Raw genomic sequence first — 20,680 nt, 5'->3', positions numbered from 1 at the left:
TGCGTGTCAAGGAAGCGCGTTGCCGCGTGCTGAAATCCAGAGCCGGTACCACTCTTCGTGGGACAACTCAGGCTCACGGCGAACGGAATCGGCGCATGCGCGGATCCGGTCCGGATTGGTCGTTCCGATCACCGGTGAAATCCGCGCCGGGTGCCGCTGCAACCACCAGAGCACAACGGTCTCCGGCGTCGTCTCCCTGGCCGTGGCGATGGCCGAAACCAGCTCCGCCGTGGCGTGCTCGGCCTCTGTCTCCTGCTGCCCGCTGTAGCGTCCGCGTGCGAGCGCTCCCCACGCCTGGATCTGCATGCCGCGTCTGCGGCAGTACTCCGTCACGCCGGACGGGAACCCGACCGAAGCGCCTTCGGCCGTGTTCACCAGCACGCCGGCCTCCACCCAGGCGCGGCTGGCGAGGCTCATCTCGAGCTGGTTCGCGACCAGCGGGAAGTCCAGGTGCTCTTCGAGGTCCTGGATCTGCTCGGCGCTCATGTTCGAGACACCGAAGTGCTTCACCAGCCCCTGGTCACGCAGTTTCGTCAACGCTTCGGCGACCTCCTCTGGCCGGGCCAGCGGATCCGGCCGGTGCAGGAGCAGCACGTCGACGTGGTCGGTGCGCAGCCGGGCGAGACTCCGCTCGACCCGCTCGAGGATCGAGGCGCCACGCAGGTCGTAGTGCCCCGGCATGCCGTCCTCGGCGAGCCGGATACCGCACTTGGTCTGCAGGACGATTCGCTTGCGCAGCCCCGGATCCCGCGCGATCAGCTCGCCGAACACCGACTCGGCCTTGCCGAACCGGTAGATGTCGGCGTGGTCGAACGCCGTGATCCCCACCTCGAGGGCGGTGCTCACCGCGAGCTCGGCGGCCTCGATGTCCCTCGGCTCGTAGGGCTGCTTGTCCCAGGAGCCGCCAAGCCCCATGCACCCGTACCAAGCCCGAGGCGCCGGCGGCGCTGCACTCACCATGAAGTCTCCTACGCGTACGCGTGTTTGCCGTAAGGCCGATCATCGGTCGCTTGATCGAGAATACGGTTCGCGACGCGGCCCAGCGCGGCGTGCAACTCCTCACGGCCCTCCGGCCCCCAGTCCCGCAGTTGCTCGGCCAGCCAGTTCTTCCAGGCCTCGATGAGCTTGTCGAGCTCCACCAGCCCGAGTTCGGTGGTCGACCACCGGCCGCTTTGGTAGGTCAGGTGGCCCGTCAGCTCCAGCTTCGAGAAGACCGGCTCGAAGACCTCGGGCGGGATCCCGAACCGTTCGCCGACCGCCGCCAGCGTCGCGGGCTTGCCACGCCGTTCCCTGATCCGGACCTGCCCGACGCACCACAGCCCGCCGATGTCGAGCTCGCACCCGGATCGCGCGATGATGCGCGGCGACGCGGCCTTTCCTTCCTTGGCCAGCACTCTGCCGACGGCGCGTTCCAGATCCTGGTCGCGATCGCTCGGATCGGGCATCGCGAACCCCGTGCCCAGATCGGGAGCGCCCGCGCGCGCCGTGTCGCGCAGCGGGACCTCCTTGAGGAAGAACGCGAGCCCCAGCGCCACCAGCCCGACCGGCGCGGCGTACAGGAACACCGAATGCAGTGAATCGCTGTAGGCCTGGATGTACGGCGCCGACACCGGCGGCGGCAGCTGGTGCAGCGCGGCGGGCACCTGGACGGCCTGCGGGTTGAGTCCTGGAGGAAGCGGATGTTCGGCCGCGGCGCGCGCCATGTTCGGCGCCAGCTGGTTGGCGTAGATCGTGCCGAAGATCGCCGCGCCGAACGAGGATCCCAGCGAGCGCAGGAAAGTGACGCCGGAGGTCGCGACGCCGAGGTCGCGGTACTCGGCCGTGTTCTGCACGACGATGACCAGCACCTGCATGCTCAGCCCGATTCCGAGACCCAGCACCACCAGGTAGGCCGACATCTCCCAGAAGCCGCTCGTCGCGGTGAGCGTGGACAGCAGATACAGCCCGAGCGTCAGCCCGACGCCGCCGAGGATCGGGAAGATCTTGTAGCGCCCGGTCTTGCCGACCAGGTTGCCCGCGATGATCCCGGAAACCAGCAGCGCCAGCACCATCGGCAGCATCCGGACGCCGGAGTTCGTCGCCGAGATCCCGTGCACGTACTGCAGATACGTCGGCAGGTACGACAGCGCGCCGAGCATCGCGAACCCGACCACGAAGCTCAGGATCGCCGACACCGTGAACACCGGGTTCCGGAACAGCCGCATCGGCAGCGTCGGTTCTTGCGCGCGCTTCTCGACGAAGACGAACCCCACCAGCAGCACCACCGAGGCGGCGGCCATGCCGATGATCGTCGGCGATCCCCAGGCGTACTGGGTGCCGCCCCAGCTGGTGACCAGCGTCAGCCCGGTCGCGGCGAGCCCGATGAGCAGGATTCCCAGGTAGTCGATCACCGGTTTGACCACGGCTTTCACGCTCGGCATCGCGCTCGCGGCGACGATCAGCACGATCACCGCGACCGGCACGTTGACGTAGAACGCCCACCGCCACGACAAATGGTCGACGAACAGCCCGCCCAGCATCGGCCCGAGCACGGTCACCACGCCGAACACCGAACCGAGCGCGCCCTGGTACTTCCCTCGGTCGCGCAACGGCACGACGTCGGCCACCAGCGCGGTCGCGGTGACCATGAGCCCGCCTGCGCCGAGTCCCTGCACGGCCCGCGCGACGATCAGCCAGATCATGTCGTTCGCGAACCCGCAGAAGAACGAGCCGCCGGTGAACACGAGCACGGACAGCTGGAACATCAGCTTCCGGCCGAACAGGTCACCGAGCTTGCCGACGACGACCGTCATGATCGTCTCGGCGAGCAGGTACGAGGTGATCACCCACGAAAGGTGCCCGGCGCCGCCGAGATCGCCGACGATCGTCGGCAGCGCGGTGCCCACGATCGTCTGATCCAGAGCGGCGAGCAGCATCCCGAGTGTGACCGCGGCGAACACCGCGTTCACCCGTTTCCGGCTGAGCTCCGGCGGCGCGCTCTCCTGCCGCTCCGCGGTCGCGGTCATGGTCATCGGGCCTCCCTGACGTTCAGACTGCTCAACGTCGGGCGAACCGGCTCACTCCGCTTCCGATGATCACCCGATCCGGGGGCACCGGGTGACGTGTGGCCGTGGCCTGGGTTGCGCCGGTGAGGCAAAGGTCATCCGGACGCATCCAGCAGGCTTGGTGAACATCTTTCTCAGTGAGGGCGCAAACGGTGAATCGATCTCGATTCGCACTACTGAGGAGAATCAGATGAACACCAGGTTCAAGGCAGTCGCCGGTCTCGCCGTCGCCACCGCGGGGGTCGTACTGCTGGCTCCCGCGGCTTCGGCGAACCCGTCGGACAAGCCGTGCGACATCTCCGACCTCACAGCCTCGGTCACGCCGGATTCTTCGTCGGCGGCAGGCCAGCAGGCTTACGTGATCCACTACGTCGCCGCGGGCGCGCACACCAACTGCAAGCTGCAGGGTGTGCCGACCGCGGTCACCTTCACCAAGGGCAGCGGGCACAGCGAGGGTGACGGCAGCGGCATCGTCGTCGTCCCGGACGACCCGTCCGGCGACAGCAGCGTTCCGGTGAACATCCAGCCCGGCAAGCCTGCGGAGTCCCGGATCCTGATGGCCTCGCAGGCGCCGGTCACCTTCGTGCCCAGCGTGGTCAACCTGAACCTGCCGATCACCGACGGGGACACCGTCACCGTCGGCTGGCCGGCGGGCGCGCCGCTGAAGGGCAAGTCCGTCGAGGTCACCGCCGTCTCGGCGGCCTGACCGCCAGGGGGAAGCCGGCCTCGTCGACCGGGGCCGGCGTCACTCGCCGATCGTCGGTGGCGGCGGGATCGTGTAGCCGGACGGGCCCAGGTTGGCCTGCAGCGAAGCGCGCCAAGCGCCCGTCGAGATCATCTTCCGCAGCGCCTCGTTGATCTTCGACCGGCTCGCGTTGTCGTTCTTGCGCAGGCCGATGCCGTAGAAGCGCTGGGTGAACGGTTTGTCGACCACTTTGAGCAGTTCCGGATGCTGTCCGGCGTAGCCGCTGAGCAGTGCGTTGCCGGTGGTGATGGCGTCGACCAGATTGGCGAGCAGCGAGGCCACGCAGTCGGAATACTGGTTGTACTCCACCAGTTTCGTCTCGTGGGCGAACGTGTCCTTCACGTACTGGGCCGAAGTGGACTCGCTCACCGAGCACAATCTCTTGCCGTCGAGCGACTTCGGCCCGGTGATCGAGGTGTCGGTGCGCCGCACCAGCAGATCCTGGCCGACCGGCAGATACGGGCCGGCGAAGTCGATCTGCCGCTTGCGCTCCTCGTCGATCGTGTAGGCCCCGACGACGAAATCCACCGCGCCGCCGACGATGAACTTCTCGCGGTTCGACGGCCGGGTTTCCAGCCAGGTGATGTCTTCCGGGGCGACGCCGAGCTCCGCGGCCACATACCTGGCCACGTCGATGTCGAAGCCCGCGTAGGTCTTGTTCAGGGTTTTCAGGCCCATGCCGGGCTGGTCGAACCGGATGCCGATGGTGAGCTTGCCCGCGGCCGCCGAGGCGAGCACGTCCCCTGGGGGAGGGGGTTCGCCACCGCAGCCGGTCATCGTCGCGGCGGCCAGCGCCGCGGCCATCGTGGCCCGCCATGATCGTCCCAGCCTCATCGGCGAGGATCGTATTCGGTCTTCGCCGGGCGAGGTGACGATTGCACGAAAGCCGGCGTTCGTCGGCGGTTCCGACGCGAACCATGCGTTACAGGCCGGGCCAGCCACGTTGAAGGTGGGCGAAAGCCGTGTCCAGTGCGGCGGGCGGATCCGGCTCCGTGCCCGCGATGTCGGGAATTTCCAAGACATAGCGGGCGAACAGGCGTAGTGACAAGTCACTCGGGTCGTGGCCGGTCTGCTCGGCGATGACGTGGACGAACGCGGTTTCGCAGCTTGTCCACAGTGTCCTCGCGTAGGCGCGCAGCGCAGGCGTCGAGACCACGAGGTCCGCGATCGCGCGGGACTTCGGGTCGGGATCGGGGTCGAACGGTCCTCGCGTGGCGAGAAAGTCCCTCAAGGCTTGCGAGATCGAGACACCCGGCGGCCGATCGCGCACCGCGGCGGTCAAAGCGCGTTCGCGTTCGGCGCTGTCGCCGAGTACCAGCGCCTCCTTCCCGCCGGGAAAGTGCGCGAACAGCGTCGATACCGCGGTGTCGGCCGCCTCGGCGATCTCGGCGACGGTCACCTTGTCGAACCCCCGCTCCAGGAACAGCCGCCGTGCCGCGGTGGCGAGTGCTTGGCGCGTGGCGGCTTTCTTGCGCTCGCGCCGCCCTGGGGTCTGCGTTCGGTCCATGGCGCCACGGTACTAGCCCGTCGAATCCTCTCCGAAGTCAGAACCGCTATAATTTCGGAGTCACTCCGATTATTTAGGGGGCCATCATCCGAACCCAGCAGTGGGACGTCCGTCGGCTGCCGCGCGCCGACGGCAAGAACTTCCTGGTCACCGGGGGTAACGCGGGCATCGGATACTTCGTCGCCGAGCAGCTCGCCGGGGCCGGGGCGACCGTCATTCTCGGCAGCCGGGACACCGCGAAGGCCGAGGCCGCGATGGCCTCGATCCGGTCCCGCGTCCCCGGTGCGCGGGTACGCCACCTCCAGCTCGATCTCTCCGACCTCGCGTCGCTGAAGTCCACAGTGGACGAACTGGACCGCCTCGACGCGGTCGTGTGCAACGCCGGTGTGCTGCTCGAGCAACCGCGGCGGCGCGAAACCCGGGATGGCCACGAGCTGATGTTCGCCACCAACCACCTCGGCCACTTCGCGCTGATCGGCAGGCTGGCGCCGGTGCTGTCGGGCGGCCGCGTCGTCACGACCGGCAGCTTCACGGCGAAGTCGGCACGGCTGGACCCCGGCGACCTCCAGTCCGCCCGCGACTACCAGCCGAAGGACGCCTACGCGCGCTCGAAGCTCGCGCAGATGCTGTTCGGGTTCGAACTCGACCGCCGTCTCCGCGCCGCGGGCAGTACGACGTCGAGCGTGGTGAACCACCCCGGCGGCGCGCTCGATTCCCTTACCCCGTCGCGTCCGCCGTTCCACGTCCGGACCGCCGGCCAACGGCTGCGCGGCTTGCCTGCGGGCATTCTCTTGCAGGGCAAGGAAACAGCCGCGTGGCCTGCCGTGCGCGCGGTGCTCGATCCCGCCGTCCAGGGTGGCCAGTTGCTGGGGCCACGGGTGTTCGGCCTTCGTGGGAAACCCAGGATCGAGCCCGTCCAAGGGCTTTTCGCCGACACCGAACTCGCGGACCGCGTGTGGGCCGCCAGCGTCGACCTCACCGGCGTCGACCCCCTAGAGTGCCGACCATGATTTCGCGCCCTGCCGATCTTGAGGTCGTTCGTGATTCCTACGACCGCGTGGCCGACAACTACGTGGACATGGTCCAGACGACGGGTCTCGGCGACATCCGCACCCACCCGTGGTTCCGCGCCGTGATGGACGTGTTCGCCGACGCCGTCGGCGGACTCGGCCCCGTGCTCGACGTCGGGTGCGGACCGGGCACGGTCACGGCCTACCTGGCCGAACGCGGCGTCGACGTCACGGGCGTGGACCTCTCGCCACGCATGATCGAGCACGCGCGGCGCCTCTATCCGGACTGCGAGTTCAGCGTCGGGTCGTCGACGGACCTCGAGCTGGCCGAGGCGTCCTGGGGCGGGCTGCTGGGCTGGTGGTCGTTGTTCAACCTGCCTCGGGACGTCCTGCCGCAGGTGTTGTCCTCGTTCGCGAAGGCATTGAAGCCGCAGGGGCAGTTGATGATCGCGACGCATGTCGGTGACGGCGACATGGAGCGCACTGAGGCTTACGGGGGAGTCCCGGTCAGCTGGACGACTCACCTGTGGCGGCCTGAGCAGCTCATCAAGTTGATCGAGCAGGCAGGGCTGCGGCTCACGGCCGACCTCCGGCTTCCTCCTGACGGGCCGATCGGCCCGACCGTCGTCCTCGTCGCGCAGCGACCCTGAGTGCGGCCGCCTGAGCCGTCCGGCGGCCCGGCCCGCGTCACGGTAAGGTCCTTGCTTCATCGGATGTGGGGGAGGGGAGCCCTGTGCTGGTGCCGCACGAGGTTCCGTTGGGGCCGGGTGTATTCGTCAACCGGGAGCGCGAACTGCGGCGGCTACGGGAGTTGCTGCCCACCGGAGGCGTCGGGCGCCCGGTGATCTGTGTCTGCCGCGGCTTTCCAGGCGTCGGCAAGACGGCGTTCGTCCGGCATTACGTCGAGCTGATCAGTGATCTCAACGGCTATCCCGGCGGATACCTCTATGTCGACTTCGGCGCGCTGCCCGACGGCGAAGTCGTGTCGGTGACCGACGCGCTCGCTTCGTGCCTGATCTCGTGCGGTGTCGCCAAGGAGGTGATCCCCGACGGCTTGGCCGATCGGGCGAACCTGCTGCGCAGCCGCACAGCCGAGCGCGGCATCATGATCGTCCTCGACGACGTGACCGAGCCGGCGCAGGTGACGCCCTTCGTGCCGAGAGGCCCTGGCAGCGCGGTCGTGGTCGTCACCAGCAGCAAGCTCACCGAGCTTCAGTTCGACGGTGCGGCGCTGGTCGAGCTGGAGCCGCTGCTGGCCGAAGACGGCGTGCATTTGTTCACGAGGTTGCGTGGCCGCGAGGACGAGTCCGATGAGGTCGCCGAGCTGGTCCGGCTCTGTGCCGGGCTTCCGGTGGCGCTGAAGGTGGCCGCCGCGCGGCTGGCGGCCCGCCCCGGCATGCGGGTGGGTGACCTCATCACGCAGATCGCCGATGAGGGCGCCGGTATGGCGGCGTTCGCGGTACGGGGCGAGGACAAAGTGTCCGCGGTGTTCGAGGTGACCTACCGTGCCTTGCCGGAAAGCGCGGCCAGGCTGTATCGGCTGCTGGGCTTGTTCCCCGGCCGGGATCTCACCTTCGAGACCGCCACCGAGCTGGCGGGCACCGGCGAGAGCGCCGTCGCCGACCTCGAGGAACTGATCGAATCCGGCCTGCTCACCGTGGACTCCTCGGACAGGCTTTCCCTGCATCCGCTGCTGCGGCGGCACGCGGCGGGTCTCGCGGAAGGCGACGGGGACAAAGCCCGGTCGGCGGCTCTGCGCCGCGTGCTGTACGGGTTGCTCTGCCGGGCGACGTTCGCCGACTTGGCCGTGCTCGGCCCGGGGCGGCTGCGGTGCACGCGGCACGAACCGATCCAAGCCGGGTACCCGAATCCGTTCACCGGGCCGGACGCCAAGAAACAGGGGCTGGCCTGGTTCGAGTCGGAACGGCTGAACCTGATGGCGGCCGTGCGGACGGCGGTCAAATACGGCTGGCATGACCTGGCCTGGCAACTGGCCGAGGCGATGACCGCGCTCTACGTGCAGCGTCGCTATCTGGTCGAGTGGACGGAATCCAGCGACCTCGGCGCACAGGCCGCGGCGCTGGCCGGGAATCGTGACGCCGAGGTGCGGCTGCGCAGTTTCGCTTCTCGCGCGTGGACGGATTTGGGTGATCTGCGGCGAGCCGAGCGGGAACTCGTCGAGATCGCGCTGCCGATGGCCGAGCAGTCGGCGAATGGGCGCTTGCGGGCGTCGGTGTGGGAATTGATGGGGCGTTTCTACGACGCGACCGGCGATGCACGGGCCGTCGACGCCTACGAGAAGGCCATCGCGTTGTTCACCGAAGAGGACGACGCGCGCGGGATCGCTTTCGTGCTGTTCTTTCTCGGCTCCGCACAGCGGGGAAGGCAGGCATTGGCCACTTTGGAGGAGGCGCTGCCCCGGGTTCGCGCGGTCGGCGACCGCCGGATGGAAGGCCGCGTGCTGACCAGGCTCGGTGCGGTGCTGGACGAACTCGGCGAGCACGGTCGTGCGCGCGTCGTACTGGAAGCCGCGGTGGACGTACTCGTTCAGGATGATTCGCGCTTTTATGAAGCCACCGCACAGGAATTGCTCGGTGAACTCGCGTACCGGCAGCAAGACGAAGTCGCCGCGCGCCTGGCGTTCGAACGGGCGTCCACGCTCCTGCGTGAGCTGTGCAGCCCGCGTGCGGGAGAGGTCGAGGAACGGCTACGTCAGCTCGACCTCGGCTGAATCGGCTCCGGTGAGCACGGTGAGGCGCCGGTTTCGCAGTGACCCCGACATCAGGCAGTGGTAGACGACCGACCCGAGAATCAGCGCGTCGCCAGCTGCTTCGGTCACCACGAGCACCTGGCGTCCGCCTCGGATCGCCGCCGTGGCGCCATCCGGGGTGGCCGCGATCGCGATTCGCGCGCCAGGAAAGGCCGCGAGCGCGGATTCGGTCCAGCTGACGGCCTGATCGTGTGACCGCGGCGTCGAGCAAGCGAGTACGGCGGCCTTTTCGGTGATCCGCAGGTTCGGTTCGGCTTCGTCGACCGCGAGGTGTGTTTCGTAGTCTGGCCGGTTGATCCAGACCGCGGCGGGATAGCGGGTCAGTGTCACCGGGTCCTCGCCGTCGGCGTGCACGGCGAACGCGGTCACCGGCGCCGCGGTGACATCGGGGTCGGGGACGCGCAGGATCGGTATTTCGCCGTCAGGCGGGGTCATCCCGAGTTCGCGGTAGACGAGATCGCGCAGGCGGGTCGTCGCGGACCCGACCTCCGCGAAGACACGATCGGTGATGTCCGAGAGAGAACCTGGCCGGTGTTCGGCACTCGCCTGTTCGAGCTGACCCAGCAGGGCTCGGCCGCGGATCAGGTGCGGTGCGCGGCTGGTCAGCTCCGCCACCGGCGTGCCGGGCACGGTCTCCTCGGATTCGCCGGTGAGCAGGAGCGGCCGGTCGAGGCCCGCCGCCAGCAAGCCGAGTGAGCCATGGTCGGTGATGACCTGGTCGGCGGCGATCAGCGCCGCGTGCCAGCCCTTTTCCGGCGGTAGCAACACCAATCCGGCCGCCAGCTCGTCCGCCAGCCACAACCGGATCTGGGCGGGGCCGTACCAGGACCAGATGTTCGGGTGCAGCGCGGCGCACACGAGGTAACGGTCGGCGGGCAGTTCGGCCAGCAACTGGGCGGGCAGCGTCCGCCAGCGGCCGAGCGCCGAGTCGGGTCGCCAGGTGGACGCCACCATGACGACTGTCCGGTCGCCGGCGCCGAACCGGTTCCGGTAGTGCGTACGCAGCCGTTCGCTCGCCAGCAGCCGGTCGAAGGTCGCGTCCCCTGCGACCGCCGTGTGCCCGATGGCCTCGGGGCAGGCGGCGTGGACCTGCTTCTCCTGATCCGGATGGGAGAGGACCACCGTCACCCTGCCGTCGGCCAGCGCCCGGTACGGGGGCAGCCCGGCCAGCCGGACACCGGTGCCGTCCGCGGTCGGTACGTATTTGTTGAGGCCGAGTCCGTGCGGGAGCACGATGGTGTGGCTCGTGACGTGGTCGAAATCGACGTTCTCGCTGGCCGACAGCGCGAGGTCGTAGTGGGTCTCCGGCACGAGTTCCCAGGGGATGAGCTGCTCGACACCCGCTTTCGCGAGCAGAGCGTGGACTCCGCCGCGGAACGGCGTCGTGTCGTTGACCGTGAAGAGGAACTTGATCCTGAAGTCGCCGCGGAAGAGCTGCAGTGCTTCGAGCAGCCTGGTGGTGGAGGTCAGTGTCCTGGCGATGACCAGGATGGTCGGTTCAACGCCGAACGTTCCCCATACGGCTTCCGGCTTCCGACTCCCGGCCATCATAGTGTAGCAGCGCGAGTACGGAGAGTGACTCGTGGGTGAGGGTTTCGTGCGGGCACCATGGCGGGGGCGGTTCACCTGTTCATCGCTGAGACGCTGTCGCCCCAGTTTAGTGGGTGCCGTGCCGGGTGATCATCGTGTGGGCGTCAGGGTGGCCAGCAAGGCGGGGTGGTCGGTGGTGCCTGTCATGTCGATCGCTGTGGTTCGGCCGAAGGTCAAGTCGTCGCTGGCGTAGACGTGCTGGACGCTGTCGTCGCCTCGGCGGGAGAATCCGGCGGGGTCGCAGTCCCGCATGCCGGGGGAGCCCTGGTCTTTGAGGTTGAAGTCGCCGACGACGATGGCCGGTCGTGGATAGCGGGCGGCGCGGCTCATCAGGTCCTGGCATTGCGCGAGCGCGGTCGGTGCGTTGTCCGAGGACAGGTGCGTGGTGCAGGCGTTGAGTTCGGCGGCGGGCAGGCAGGCCCAGGATCGCTGCTCCCGGATGCCGTCCGCGGCCGTGTACTGGGCGGTGTAGGTGCCGGACTCCTGCGCGGTGCCCGCGAACCTGCTCGCGACCATGATGATGTTGCCGTACTGCTGGTCGCCGCCTCGGCACAGCGTGGGCGTGCCGTCGAGGTTGCGTGCCGCGACGAACAGCGCCCGCGCGGGCCCCATGGCGGGCCGCAGCCGGTCGATGTCACCCGAACACGCCTCGTTCACCGACAGCACCTGCGGCTTGCTCGAGCTGATCACCTCGGCGGCCTTGACCAGAACCGCGTCCCCTCGGTAGCAGACGGCCGTGCCGCCGTGGCAGATGTTGAGCTGGAGCACGGTGATCGCCGCTCCCACGCTCGTCGCCCCGGTGCACGCCGACGCCAGCAGCCCGAGCACGATCAAGAGTGCCAAGCGATTCATGGCAAGACACAAGCAGAAAACCGGGTCCTGCCACAACTCACCGGCCCCGCGACGACGGCGTTGATCGCTAGTATCTGCCGCATGTCCGCGATGCGAGGCCGTAAGCGTGATGTCGGGTCAGGTGCTGAGCGCTTGCCCGACCTGGAGTTCCTCGCCCTCGTGCGGGCCAGTCTGGAGGCGTACGCACCCGGCGTGACACGTGGCGCCGAACTCAAGGGCAATTCGCTGGTCAGCCCCCAAGGGTGGGTGGTGGGCGTGACACCCCCACGGCATGGCGGTGGTCATCACTACGACCTCATCGCGATGCCCGACGTGACCATCCAACCCGACGTGCCGTGCTTCTTCGACTGCGCCGTGGCCTTGTCCGGTGATCCCAGGCACGCGGCCGACGCGTGGACACAGACCGCGGGCGCCTGCCTGCTGGAACTGCTCGATCGGCGCGGGCGTTTCGCCGAACACGTCGAGCCAGGCCAAGCCAGGGGATTCCCGGGCCGGCACACGATCACGTCCGGCGCGATCGCTTTCGGCCTCGACCCCGACGAGAATCGGCGCCTGCAGATCGCGCTGCTCGAGGCGAACGTGCTGCAGAGCGTCGCCGGCACGTTCACCTCCGACCTGGAGTCCCCGTTCTTCAACGGCGTCAAGGTGTTCTACGGCGGGCGGCCAGGCTCGATGCAGGCCGAAATCCGCGTCAACGGAGAGCGACACGACGCCGCCTCGGCCGCCATGACGGCGCTGAAACTGCCCGAGCCGGCAACGTTCGCCGTTGCCCGCTACTACGCACTGCTGCTCCCGGTGCCTGCAGGCGGCGAGGAACCCGACTACCCGGCCACGTCTCTCGAACTCGACGGCGAGGCCGACCACGATGCGAGGTGCGCTTGCGGTGGCCACCCGGACCCGGACCATCCGGGCTTCGATCTCGCGTTGCCGCACCTCATCGAGGAACTCTCCGACGAAGAGCGCGCACAGCACGTGGACGTCAGCACCGAAGCGATGATCGTCGCCCGGGGGATCGGCAATTTCCTCAAGGTCCGTCTCCCCGTCCAGCTCGAAGACGGCCGTACCGTCAACTACCTGGCCTGGCTCTATGTGGAAGCTGAGGTGATCGAGGAGGTCGTGGACCGCGTGCACGACGGAACCTCGTCAGGCCACCGCTTCAGCGGCCTCTTCTGCAACGCACTGGGTCCATGGGGCGAGGCGTTGCTGCGCGCGCCGGTCGTCGCGCAAGGGCGCCCGGGCAGCAAGCCCGACGCGGTCGGCTACTTCGAGGTTGTCGAGAGCAGCGACGCGTTGCTGGACAAGGTGCTGCGCGATCGCTGGCCCGCGCACTACGTCCTCGGCGACCAAGATCCGTTCAGCGTTGCTTCTTCCCCTGTTCGAGAAGACTGATCATTTCGGCGATGCATGCCGCGCGGACGTCGGGGCGGCGGGTGGTGGCGTTGATCCAGCGCAGGTAACCCTTGCGATAGAAGGTCGCGAGCGAGTCGAAGAACGCACTGGCCGCCGGACTCGCCGCCAACGCCGCCACGATGCCGTTGTCCCGCCGCCATGCCTCGCCCAGTCCCAGGCCGAGGTCGGCCGGCAGATACACCCGGCCCCGTGGGCCGGTCGTGCTGGGCGACCTTGGCCAGCGTCAGCCCCGCCTCGAATGAGTGACTGTGGAGGATTTGCGGCGTTAGGCGACGCGAATCTTCCACAGTCAGCCTGTCAGGGCTTCGGGCGAGGGGTTCCCCAACTGCATTGAGGGGAGCCGGGGAGCCCCTCGTTCAGCATGGGCGAGTGGTAACTCTGCTCCGTTAGATGCAGCAGAGTTACCACTCGCGGACTTCGCCAGAACCCATTGTGAAGCGAGGGTGCCCCCGAGTGCGTACTACGCACCCAAAGGTCCCCTCGCTTCACGCCCACCCGAGGCTTCAGCGCGCGCCTCACCCAGCCACATTTGGCTTTCCGCACAATAACGCCGGTCCGCATGTTCCGGGGATCGGGACGCTTCCCAAAAGCTAGAAGAAACCCTGCAAGGTCATCGGCGCGATCCTGAGTGACACGCAGACCGCGAACGACCAGGCCACCGCGCTGAGTGTTTCCTCTGGCCAGTGCGGCGTATGCGCCTGAGACTTCTTGTGCACCGCCGATCGCGCGCACATCACCATGAGTGCGCATGTCGGGGCCTACGTGTTGTGGTGGCGCGCACGCCAGAATGTCGGCCGCCACCAGTACAAGACCGTGAGGTTGTCAGGCCAGGGTGCGTTCTGCTCAGCCTTGGCTTCAAAGTTGTCGATGGTCAAGTTGATCGGTCGCCACTCAGCTTCTATGGGCTGGTCCGGCCGAGCGGAATGCACGCGCGGCAGCGACTGCGCCTCGCAGGCACCCAGCCGCAGGTAGTTGTCCTGCGCCTCAATGAGCGAAGGCTTGTTCGCGCCACCGGCCCAATCCGGCCAGCGGAGCTGAACACTGTCGTCCTCCCAGAAGCACACCGAGCAGATGTAGTACGACCCTGGCGGCTCGTCGAACATCAGATGGCCACAACACGGGCAGGGGAAGCGGTCGGTCACGCCGTCAGCATCCCGCGTAGAGCCCGGAGCGCCACGGCCGCCCCGAAATCCGCCGTCGCTCCGAAAAGTTCGGCACGTCATCGGCAGTCGGAGGAACTTGCGGCACAAGCGGATGGTTCGGCTAACTGTTCGATGCATTTGGTCTCATCGCGCAGGCTGAGAGTCGGGAACTGTCGCACCTGCGGATCGTCGGAGGGTCGCGTGCGGGCGGAGCTGCGATAGGTTGCCTGTCATGGCTGAGCTCGGATCCGTTGTTTGGCCGCCTGTCCCGATCAGGACCGAGCGGCTCGTGCTTCGTGAGTCCGAGGCCAGGGACCGTGCGGCGTTCATCGAGCTGTTCGCCTCGCCGTCCGTCGGCGAATACCTCGGTGGCTCCCGCCCGCATGATGAGCTCGAGCGCGCAACGCCCGAGGTGCCTGGCCGGCGCCCCGGCCTGTTCGTGATCGATCTCGACGGAGCGATGATCGGAATGCTCAAGTTCGACCGGCGGGAAGTGGAGCGTCCGGGTCCATAGATCAGGTGAGTCACGCCGATCCCTTCGATGACCTCCGCCGGGTCGGAGCCGATCGGCGCCGTGTCGCCAAGCCCGGTCAGCATGGGTGTACCGGCACCGAGAATCACCGGCACGATGTCCATCCGCAGCTCGTCGAGCAGGCCGGCACTCAGCGCGGCGGCCACGGTGCTGCCGGGGCCGACACCGACGTCGCGATGCCCTGCCGCCCCGACCCGCTCTTGGAGTTCACGCAGGTACCGGGCGGTCGCCTCGGAGGTGAGGTAGGTCAGCCGGTCCGGATCGGCCGTGGGGGTAGCGGTGAAGAATCTCGAAGAGTCGGCCCACCGAACCACCGGCGCAGGGCGGCCGACAGGGCGGGCATATCCGGGTTCTCGTCGGCGGCCCAAGCGACGTACCCGTCGGGCCGGACGAGCAGCGCGGACAACGCCACCCGCTGCGCGGGTTTGGTCGACACCACCCGTACCCGACCTGCCCAGCCATCGACTGCGTCCCGCACTGTCGCGTTGTCGGCCAGATCCACTAACAGCGCACGTCCGTCAGCGCAATGGTCGCCAACGCGTGTGCCGTCGGCCAGCTCGACATCCGGGGCGGGCGCTCCGACCAGGTCGTGCTCTCCGGGCTCGTACCGGTGCAGCATGCCGGAAAGCTTGGTTAGCACGTAGGTCGCGCCGTTGGGTGTGGAGATAAGGTCGCTGAGCACGTTGCGCAGTGCCGAGCTGCGCGCATCGGTTCGCATGGCGGCGACTTGTGCGCGCGTCCACTCCAACACCCACTCGCCGACCGGATGCCGCTCGGCGGTGTAGGTGTCGAGCAAATCCTCCGGCGCCGAACCCTTCACGACTGCGGCGAGTTTCCAACCCAGGTTCACCGCGTCACCGATGCCGAGGTTCTGCCCTTGCCCGCCCAATGGCGAATGCACGTGTGCCGCATCGCCGGCAAGCAGCACCCGACCCAGTCGATACGTGTTCGCCTGTCGTGTGTGGTCGGTGAAGCGGGTTGCCGAGTGGATCGCGGTGACCTTGACGTCGACACCTGCCACCTTCTGCACCGTCGCCTCCAACTCCGCCGGCGTGATGGGTGCTTCACGATCTTCCGGTGGACCGTCGAACTCCACGGTGACCACCCGCCCCGGGTATGGCCCATGCAGATAAACGCCGCCATCGGTGCGATTCCACCCCGCTCGCAGTTTCTCGTGACCCATCATGTCGACAACGAACTGGCGCGCCGTGACTGCCGGGTCCACGCCGGGGAATTCGAACCCGGCGAGCTTGCGCACGACACTGCGCCCACCGTCGGCACCCACCAGCCATTCGCCTCGAACCGTGCGCCCGTCGCCCAGTCCGACTGTGACACCGTCACCCTCGGCGGCGAATCCGGTGACTTCGGCGCCGCGGAGCACCGTGACGCCGAGGTCGGCCGCACGCTCATTCAGCAGCGCCTCGATCTCCTGCTGCGACACCAGGATCACGCCCGCGGCCGGTCCGGCATGCGCGAACATCGGACCAGTGAAATCAACCAGACCGGTGTCGAGCACAATGCCCGCGAAGTGGGCTCCGACCGGACCGCCGCCGACAGCGTTCTCGATTCCCTTGGACGCCAGGAACTTCTGCGTCCGCTCCACTGCGGCGTCGTGCCGTTCCTGCAGTTGCGGCAACATGCCACGCCGGTAAAAGGCTTGAGCCGTAGCCAAGTTCACGTACCCGGCTTTCATCGTCGGGTCGATACTCGTGAGCCGCTCGATCACCAGCACGTCGACGCCGGCCAACCCCAGCTCGCACGCCAACATCAGGCCCACCGGGCCGCCTCCGGCGATCACCACGGAGTAGTCCGCGGCCCGGCTTGATCGACCACCTACCGCCTCATCCGACGGAGCCACAAGGAATTCCTCTCAATCGTTGGTTGCGCCGGCCACGGCTGACGCGGAGAGCGTTTCCATCGTGGCGCGCTAAAGCAGCCTTTGACTGCGTTAGGGGACCATAAAGGATGTTGCCGCACAAACGCAAGTTCCGGCTGCGTTAAGGTGTGTGGCGTGAACGAGCGACAGCCAGTCCGACGGCCCGGCGGGCGCGCCGCCCGCGTCGGCGCGGCGGTCCACCGGGCCGTCACCGATCTGATCAGCGAACGCGGCTACGGCAACTTCACCGTCGGCGAGGTCGCCGCCCGCGCGGGCGTAGCCGACAGCAGCATCTACCGCCGGTGGGGCAATCTGGAAAGCCTGCTCACCGAGGTGGCGCTCACCCGCCTCAACGCGGTGTCACCGATGCCTGACACCGGGAGCCTGGACGGCGACCTGCGCACTTACGCGGCCCAAGTGGCCCGCGAAATCACCGGACCCGACGGCCCGGCGGTGCTACACCTGGCCGTCGCCTTATCGAGCAACGGTCAACAGGGCCTGCGGGCCGCTGACAACCTCCGCGCCGAACGCATGCGACAACTGCAGTCCATGCTCGATCGCGCCCACGACCGCGGCGAGCACACACCCGACGCGTTCGACGTGCTGGATCACATCCTGGCCCCGATGTACATCCGCGTCTTATTCGACATGGGCCCACTCACCGCGGACTACATCGACAGGCTCGTCGACCGGCTCCTGTGATCCCCGGTTCCCGCGATTACCCCCCGGCCAGCTTGAGCAACCCTTCACTGGATCACGCGGCCCCGGCTGAATCCACCGGCGGGCGGACCATCGACGCGGATCGGGGTGAGATCGATATCAGGTATGGGCCGTAGGCGTCGGGTTCGTCGTGATGCGGGCGTGCCCACCCGATCGACCGGGTGGGTGTGCTTGCGGAAAGCGTGAACCTCCGGCCGTGGTGGATCATCGACAGGCTCGTGTGGCTCGAACTACACTGCTGGTTGCTGATCGACAGCGGACACGGAGGGGTTGCCTGAGCGTGATCGGATTGCGTCGGTATTGCAGCAAGATCGTCCGCGATATCGAGCTGCCGCGACCGTTCACGGCGCAGGCGCTGTGTGACCAGATCGCGCAGCAGCGGGGGAGCACCATCCGCCTCAAGCCGCTGCCGCGGCCGACGCCGCCCGATTGCCCGACCGGGATGTGGCTGGCGACCAAGCGCGGTGACTACATCTACTACGACGAGCAAACCTCCGGCCTGCACCGGCTGCACATCATCTTGCACGAGATCGGTCACATGCTGTGCGAGCATGACGAGGTCGGGCTGGAGGACAACCAGTACCTCTACCGCCATCTGGACGCGGGTGACCCGGTCTGGATTCGTCAGGTGCTGCCCCGGATCCGGTACAGCTCGCGTCAGGAGCAGGAAGCGGAAACGGTCGCCACGCTCTTGCTGGAGCGAGCCGGGCGCCTGCCGGTGTCCTCACCGTTGACCGGGATGTGGGCGCGGCTCGAGCTGGCGCTGGGATTTCATCGGACGAGATAGCGGGTTCTGGGCGAGATGACTCTTTCCGTCGAGACAATCGGCGTTTTCTGCATGTGGCTGGTCGTCGTTGTCCGCTTGCCGCAGGCGAGCCGTGATCGTGGGCAGCGGCCGTTGTGGGCGGCGGTCATGTTGATCACGGTGGTCACCACCCTCTACATGGAGGTCGTCCAGACCGCGTTGGCCGATCTGTTCGGGCGGTACGCGACGTATCTGGGCACGCATCTGGCGACGGTGGTGAGCGCGGCGGCAGTGCTGCGGTTCGTCCTGATCGCCAACGGTCATCGTCGTCACCGGAACTGGCCCTACCTGGCCGCGGGGCTCACCGCGGGGGTCGTCGTGTGGATCTACGTGGCCGTGGATCCGCGCAACCCGCGTCCCGGCCATTCCGGCCTGCCGCTGGGATACTTCTTCCTGGTCAGCGGCTTCAGTGTGGTGGCGCTGACGGCCTGTGCGCTGGTGTGCCTGGTCGGTGCGCGGCGGATGGATCATTGGGCCATGCGGTGGGCGCTGCTCGCCTTGGCGCTCGGCTGGCTCGCGAACGCACTGCCGTGGCTGCTCAACCTGGTGTGGCTGGTCACGCACGATCCGCGCTGGATCGCCTGGTTCTCCGAGATCGACGGTGTCGCGGCGTTCGGTATCGCCATCGGCGCGGCGTTGCCGTTGATTCCCCACATCCAGCAGCGCGTCCGCCATAACGCCGCCTATCGTCGGCTGGGGCCGTTGTGGCGGAGGCTGACGGACACCGCCCCGCACGTCCGGCTGGCGCGGGCGCCGATGTCGCGGGTCCTTCCCGCCGTCCCGGCCACCCTGCCGCTGTACCGCCGGGTCGTCGAGATCCGGGACGCGATGGTCGTACTGCGCAGCTATGTCGATGCCGACGACGTGCGCGCGGCGCACGCACAGGTCGAGCGGCAGGCCGTGCCCGCCGAGCTGGAGGAGGCCGCTGTGACCGCGTGCTGGCTGGCCGCCGCGCTGCGTCATCATGACGCCGGTGACGCGCCTGCTGCCCAGCCGGAGAACATCGCCGGGGTCGGCGGTGACGATTTCGACCAGGAAGTCGAGTTCCTGCTCCGGGTGGCCGACGCGTGCGGCGACGGACTGGCTCGCGGCTACGCGATGATAGGAGAGAATTCATGACCTTTGTCCAGCTCATCGACTACCGGACGACGCGGCCGGAGGCGGTGGACGAACTGCTCACCAAGTGGATCGCCGACAGCGGGGGCCAGCGGACCGCCGTCCGGACGAGGGTGGGGCGCGACCGTCATGACCCGCACCATTTCGTGGAGATCCTGGAATTCCGCTCCCACGACGACGCCTTGCGCAATTCCGAGCTGCCGGCCACCAATCGTGTCCACGAGCGGTTCGTCGAACTGTGCAGTGAGCCGCCCCGGTTCGTCGACCTCGACATTTTCCGAGAGGAACAGCTCTGAGCTGCTGCCGGCCTACTCGCCGTCTTCAGCCAGGGAATCGAGCTTTTCGTTGCGCCGGACGTCCTCGATCACCGAGGTGATGAAGGCCCGGCCCTGCGGCGACACGCCGAACAACCGCATCGACATCAGGCGAACCTCGTCGTCTTCGTCTCGAGTGGCGGCGACATCTTCGCCGCGGCCACTCTCGGGCGGTACCAGCAAGGAATCCATGGGCACCCCGAAGTAGGCCGCCAGTGCGCCGACGATCGCCGCGGACGGGTTGGTCGCGACCCCGTCGCGCAGTTGCTGGAGGTACCGGGGCGTGATCGCCACGCCGTGGTGCCGCCGCAACCACTCGGTCACTTCGCGGGTGCTGGGTTCCTTGAGCTCGGTGACGAGTTTGGCCTGCCACAGTTCATTGAGCGCCGCCCGGCCCGCGCTGCCTGTCGGAAGGTCCTCGGGACGGCCGTCCAGGATCCTGGCGAGTGCCCGCCGCTTGCCTTCCGACGGGTTGAACGGCCGCTGGCCGTAGCGCAGCATCCGAAGATAGGTGTCGGTGACCGGCTCGCCGAGTTCGGCCATGGCGGTGGCCACTTCGGTGGCGTGCAGTTCACGCCGTGTTTCACGGGAATTGTCGCGGAACAGCTGGTCCAGCCTGGTCTTGGCGAGGCCGGTGCGGCCGGCTCGCGAACTCGGCGTGCCCATGCCCGCTCTCCCTCCGGTCGCGGTTCCCACTCTACGCAGGAGCGGGATCCGCCTCGCCGATCGCCACTACACCGCGATCATCCTAAAACGACCGGTTGTGACCCCATTGCTCTGTTCGGGTAGACCGGCGGGCAAAGCGGGGTGGTCCGGATGTGGTTACATTAGCCTCAGTTGCGCAAGATGGAACTGAAGTTCACCACATCGAACTAGGCCGGAGAAGCCGGACTTACCGGCTGAACGCACGAAACGTCCTTGGGGGTCGGGTCGTGCGCCAGCTGGTAATCCGCCGGCTTGCCCTGGCTGCTTGGCCGCCGGGTCCGGGCTGCTCATCAGACCGGTGCCAACTCCGGCGCACCATGCGGTCGGGCACTTCGATGCGGCGACGCCGGCACGCCTGCTGGCCAGGGGGAGTGACCCCGATGAAGTCTTTGGTGACGTGACGCTGCTGACGCACGCCATCGATGTCGAAGGAGATGGCGCCCGCTGGGCAACGGGGTCGTGGGGGGGTGTGGGGGGGGTGAACCGGGCCTACGCCCGCGCCCCCGGCGCGGGGCCTTGATATAGGGGGGGGGGGGGGTCGC

The 20,680-nt window shown here is 67.9% G+C and carries 20 protein-coding genes; 10 read left to right on the top strand and 10 right to left on the bottom strand.

Annotated elements, in window-relative coordinates; translation table 11 throughout:
- Nucleotides 1-6: 6 nt before the first annotated feature.
- Nucleotides 7-960, bottom strand: a complete 954-nt coding sequence (locus ACFV15_RS32770; protein WP_378355229.1) for an aldo/keto reductase family oxidoreductase — start codon at nucleotides 958-960, stop codon at nucleotides 7-9.
- A gap of 8 nt (nucleotides 961-968) precedes the next feature.
- A complete protein-coding gene (locus ACFV15_RS32765; RefSeq protein ID WP_378355248.1) occupies nucleotides 969-3,005 on the bottom strand; it encodes an MDR family MFS transporter in 2,037 nt (678 codons plus the stop codon).
- A gap of 229 nt (nucleotides 3,006-3,234) precedes the next feature.
- Here ACFV15_RS32765 and ACFV15_RS32760 point away from each other — a divergent pair, with 229 nt between their 5' ends.
- Entirely contained in the window at nucleotides 3,235-3,750 is a 516-nt protein-coding gene (locus ACFV15_RS32760; RefSeq protein WP_378355227.1) for a DUF4232 domain-containing protein, read from the top strand.
- 39 nt (nucleotides 3,751-3,789) lie between these two features.
- Here the strand turns inward: ACFV15_RS32760 and ACFV15_RS32755 are convergent, their stop codons facing one another.
- Both ACFV15_RS32755 and ACFV15_RS32750 read right to left on the bottom strand, forming a co-directional pair.
- Nucleotides 3,790-4,623, bottom strand: a complete 834-nt coding sequence (locus tag ACFV15_RS32755) for a glutamate ABC transporter substrate-binding protein (RefSeq protein ID WP_378355226.1) — start codon at nucleotides 4,621-4,623, stop codon at nucleotides 3,790-3,792.
- 88 nt (nucleotides 4,624-4,711) lie between these two features.
- Nucleotides 4,712-5,296 carry a TetR/AcrR family transcriptional regulator gene (locus tag ACFV15_RS32750; RefSeq protein ID WP_378355225.1) on the bottom strand — a complete coding sequence of 195 codons (585 nt, stop codon included), beginning with the start codon at nucleotides 5,294-5,296 and terminating at the stop codon, nucleotides 4,712-4,714.
- Between the two features lie 86 nt (nucleotides 5,297-5,382).
- Here ACFV15_RS32750 and ACFV15_RS32745 point away from each other — a divergent pair, with 86 nt between their 5' ends.
- The 3 genes from ACFV15_RS32745 to ACFV15_RS32735 all read left to right on the top strand — a co-directional run bounded on the left by ACFV15_RS32745 (nucleotide 5,383) and on the right by ACFV15_RS32735 (nucleotide 9,037).
- Nucleotides 5,383-6,306 (top strand): SDR family NAD(P)-dependent oxidoreductase, encoded by a 924-nt coding sequence (locus ACFV15_RS32745; protein WP_378355247.1) that lies wholly within the window; start codon nucleotides 5,383-5,385, stop codon nucleotides 6,304-6,306.
- Nucleotides 6,303-6,956, top strand: a complete 654-nt coding sequence (locus tag ACFV15_RS32740; RefSeq protein ID WP_378355223.1) for a class I SAM-dependent methyltransferase — start codon at nucleotides 6,303-6,305, stop codon at nucleotides 6,954-6,956. Before ACFV15_RS32745 ends, ACFV15_RS32740 begins: the two co-directional genes overlap by 4 nt.
- A gap of 83 nt (nucleotides 6,957-7,039) precedes the next feature.
- Nucleotides 7,040-9,037 carry a hypothetical protein gene (locus tag ACFV15_RS32735; protein ID WP_378355221.1) on the top strand — a complete coding sequence of 666 codons (1,998 nt, stop codon included), beginning with the start codon at nucleotides 7,040-7,042 and terminating at the stop codon, nucleotides 9,035-9,037.
- Here the strand turns inward: ACFV15_RS32735 and ACFV15_RS32730 are convergent.
- Nucleotides 9,014-10,624, bottom strand: coding sequence for a hypothetical protein (locus ACFV15_RS32730; protein WP_378355219.1), 1,611 nt, complete (start codon nucleotides 10,622-10,624; stop codon nucleotides 9,014-9,016). The two genes, ACFV15_RS32735 and ACFV15_RS32730, sit on opposite strands and share 24 nt — an antisense overlap.
- Nucleotides 10,625-10,756: 132 nt before the next feature.
- Entirely contained in the window at nucleotides 10,757-11,518 is a 762-nt protein-coding gene (locus ACFV15_RS32725; RefSeq protein ID WP_378355217.1) for an endonuclease/exonuclease/phosphatase family protein, read from the bottom strand.
- A gap of 81 nt (nucleotides 11,519-11,599) precedes the next feature.
- Here ACFV15_RS32725 and ACFV15_RS32720 point away from each other — a divergent pair, with 81 nt between their 5' ends.
- Nucleotides 11,600-12,907, top strand: coding sequence for a DUF6348 family protein (locus tag ACFV15_RS32720; protein ID WP_378355216.1), 1,308 nt, complete (start codon nucleotides 11,600-11,602; stop codon nucleotides 12,905-12,907).
- On the opposite strand, the gene ACFV15_RS32715 is transcribed toward ACFV15_RS32720, so the two are convergent.
- Nucleotides 12,873-13,109, bottom strand: coding sequence for a YdeI/OmpD-associated family protein (locus tag ACFV15_RS32715; RefSeq protein ID WP_378355214.1), 237 nt, complete (start codon nucleotides 13,107-13,109; stop codon nucleotides 12,873-12,875). The genes ACFV15_RS32720 and ACFV15_RS32715 overlap by 35 nt on opposite strands.
- 577 nt (nucleotides 13,110-13,686) lie before the next feature.
- A complete protein-coding gene (locus ACFV15_RS32710) occupies nucleotides 13,687-14,070 on the bottom strand; it encodes a CPCC family cysteine-rich protein (protein WP_378355212.1) in 384 nt (127 codons plus the stop codon).
- A 232-nt stretch (nucleotides 14,071-14,302) separates the two neighbouring features.
- Between ACFV15_RS32710 and ACFV15_RS32705 the strand changes: the two genes are divergently transcribed.
- The gene (locus ACFV15_RS32705; RefSeq protein WP_378355210.1) at nucleotides 14,303-14,584 is read left to right on the top strand and encodes a GNAT family N-acetyltransferase; all 282 of its coding nucleotides are present in this window, start codon (nucleotides 14,303-14,305) and stop codon (nucleotides 14,582-14,584) included.
- Between the two features lie 265 nt (nucleotides 14,585-14,849).
- On the opposite strand, the gene ACFV15_RS32700 is transcribed toward ACFV15_RS32705, so the two are convergent.
- Complete coding sequence (locus tag ACFV15_RS32700) at nucleotides 14,850-16,403, bottom strand: FAD-dependent monooxygenase (RefSeq protein WP_378355209.1); 1,554 nt, start codon at nucleotides 16,401-16,403, stop codon at nucleotides 14,850-14,852.
- A gap of 210 nt (nucleotides 16,404-16,613) precedes the next feature.
- Here ACFV15_RS32700 and ACFV15_RS32695 point away from each other — a divergent pair, with 210 nt between their 5' ends.
- The 4 genes from ACFV15_RS32695 to ACFV15_RS32680 all read left to right on the top strand — a co-directional run bounded on the left by ACFV15_RS32695 (nucleotide 16,614) and on the right by ACFV15_RS32680 (nucleotide 19,415).
- The gene (locus tag ACFV15_RS32695; RefSeq protein ID WP_378355207.1) at nucleotides 16,614-17,180 is read left to right on the top strand and encodes a TetR/AcrR family transcriptional regulator; all 567 of its coding nucleotides are present in this window, start codon (nucleotides 16,614-16,616) and stop codon (nucleotides 17,178-17,180) included.
- 298 nt (nucleotides 17,181-17,478) lie between these two features.
- On the top strand, nucleotides 17,479-17,985 hold the full coding sequence (locus tag ACFV15_RS32690) for a hypothetical protein (protein WP_378355206.1): 507 nt from the start codon (nucleotides 17,479-17,481) through the stop codon (nucleotides 17,983-17,985).
- Between the two features lie 15 nt (nucleotides 17,986-18,000).
- Nucleotides 18,001-19,122 (top strand): MAB_1171c family putative transporter, encoded by a 1,122-nt coding sequence (locus ACFV15_RS32685; protein ID WP_378355205.1) that lies wholly within the window; start codon nucleotides 18,001-18,003, stop codon nucleotides 19,120-19,122.
- Nucleotides 19,119-19,415 carry a hypothetical protein gene (locus ACFV15_RS32680; RefSeq protein WP_378355204.1) on the top strand — a complete coding sequence of 99 codons (297 nt, stop codon included), beginning with the start codon at nucleotides 19,119-19,121 and terminating at the stop codon, nucleotides 19,413-19,415. Before ACFV15_RS32685 ends, ACFV15_RS32680 begins: the two co-directional genes overlap by 4 nt.
- Nucleotides 19,416-19,427: 12 nt before the next feature.
- Here ACFV15_RS32680 and ACFV15_RS32675 read toward each other — a convergent pair whose 3' ends face one another.
- Nucleotides 19,428-20,099: a hypothetical protein gene (locus tag ACFV15_RS32675; protein WP_378355202.1), complete on the bottom strand. Its 672-nt coding sequence runs from the start codon at nucleotides 20,097-20,099 to the stop codon at nucleotides 19,428-19,430.
- Nucleotides 20,100-20,680 lie beyond the last annotated feature (581 nt).

It is taken from the genome of Amycolatopsis sp. NPDC059657 (genome assembly GCF_042734395.1).
Taxonomy (GTDB): Bacteria; Actinomycetota; Actinomycetes; order Mycobacteriales; family Pseudonocardiaceae; genus Amycolatopsis.
Note: the sequence above shows the minus strand (reverse complement) of the source record. Positions and strands in the feature narration are given on the sequence as shown.

Bases quoted from the DNA above. Each gene is read 5' to 3' on its own strand.
- ACFV15_RS32770 (WP_378355229.1), bottom strand. From the start codon at position 960: ATGGTGAGTGCAGCGCCGCCGGCGCCTCGGGCTTGGTACGGGTGCATG.
- ACFV15_RS32765 (WP_378355248.1), bottom strand. From the start codon at position 3,005: ATGACCGCGACCGCGGAGCGGCAGGAGAGCGCGCCGCCGGAGCTCAGC.
- ACFV15_RS32760 (WP_378355227.1), top strand. From the start codon at position 3,235: ATGAACACCAGGTTCAAGGCAGTCGCCGGTCTCGCCGTCGCCACCGCG.
- ACFV15_RS32755 (WP_378355226.1), bottom strand. From the start codon at position 4,623: ATGAGGCTGGGACGATCATGGCGGGCCACGATGGCCGCGGCGCTGGCC.
- ACFV15_RS32750 (WP_378355225.1), bottom strand. From the start codon at position 5,296: ATGGACCGAACGCAGACCCCAGGGCGGCGCGAGCGCAAGAAAGCCGCC.
- ACFV15_RS32740 (WP_378355223.1), top strand. From the start codon at position 6,303: ATGATTTCGCGCCCTGCCGATCTTGAGGTCGTTCGTGATTCCTACGAC.
- ACFV15_RS32730 (WP_378355219.1), bottom strand. From the start codon at position 10,624: ATGGCCGGGAGTCGGAAGCCGGAAGCCGTATGGGGAACGTTCGGCGTT.
- ACFV15_RS32725 (WP_378355217.1), bottom strand. From the start codon at position 11,518: ATGAATCGCTTGGCACTCTTGATCGTGCTCGGGCTGCTGGCGTCGGCG.
- ACFV15_RS32720 (WP_378355216.1), top strand. From the start codon at position 11,600: ATGTCCGCGATGCGAGGCCGTAAGCGTGATGTCGGGTCAGGTGCTGAG.
- ACFV15_RS32705 (WP_378355210.1), top strand. From the start codon at position 14,303: ATGGCTGAGCTCGGATCCGTTGTTTGGCCGCCTGTCCCGATCAGGACC.
- ACFV15_RS32685 (WP_378355205.1), top strand. From the start codon at position 18,001: ATGACTCTTTCCGTCGAGACAATCGGCGTTTTCTGCATGTGGCTGGTC.
- ACFV15_RS32680 (WP_378355204.1), top strand. From the start codon at position 19,119: ATGACCTTTGTCCAGCTCATCGACTACCGGACGACGCGGCCGGAGGCG.
- ACFV15_RS32675 (WP_378355202.1), bottom strand. From the start codon at position 20,099: ATGGGCACGCCGAGTTCGCGAGCCGGCCGCACCGGCCTCGCCAAGACC.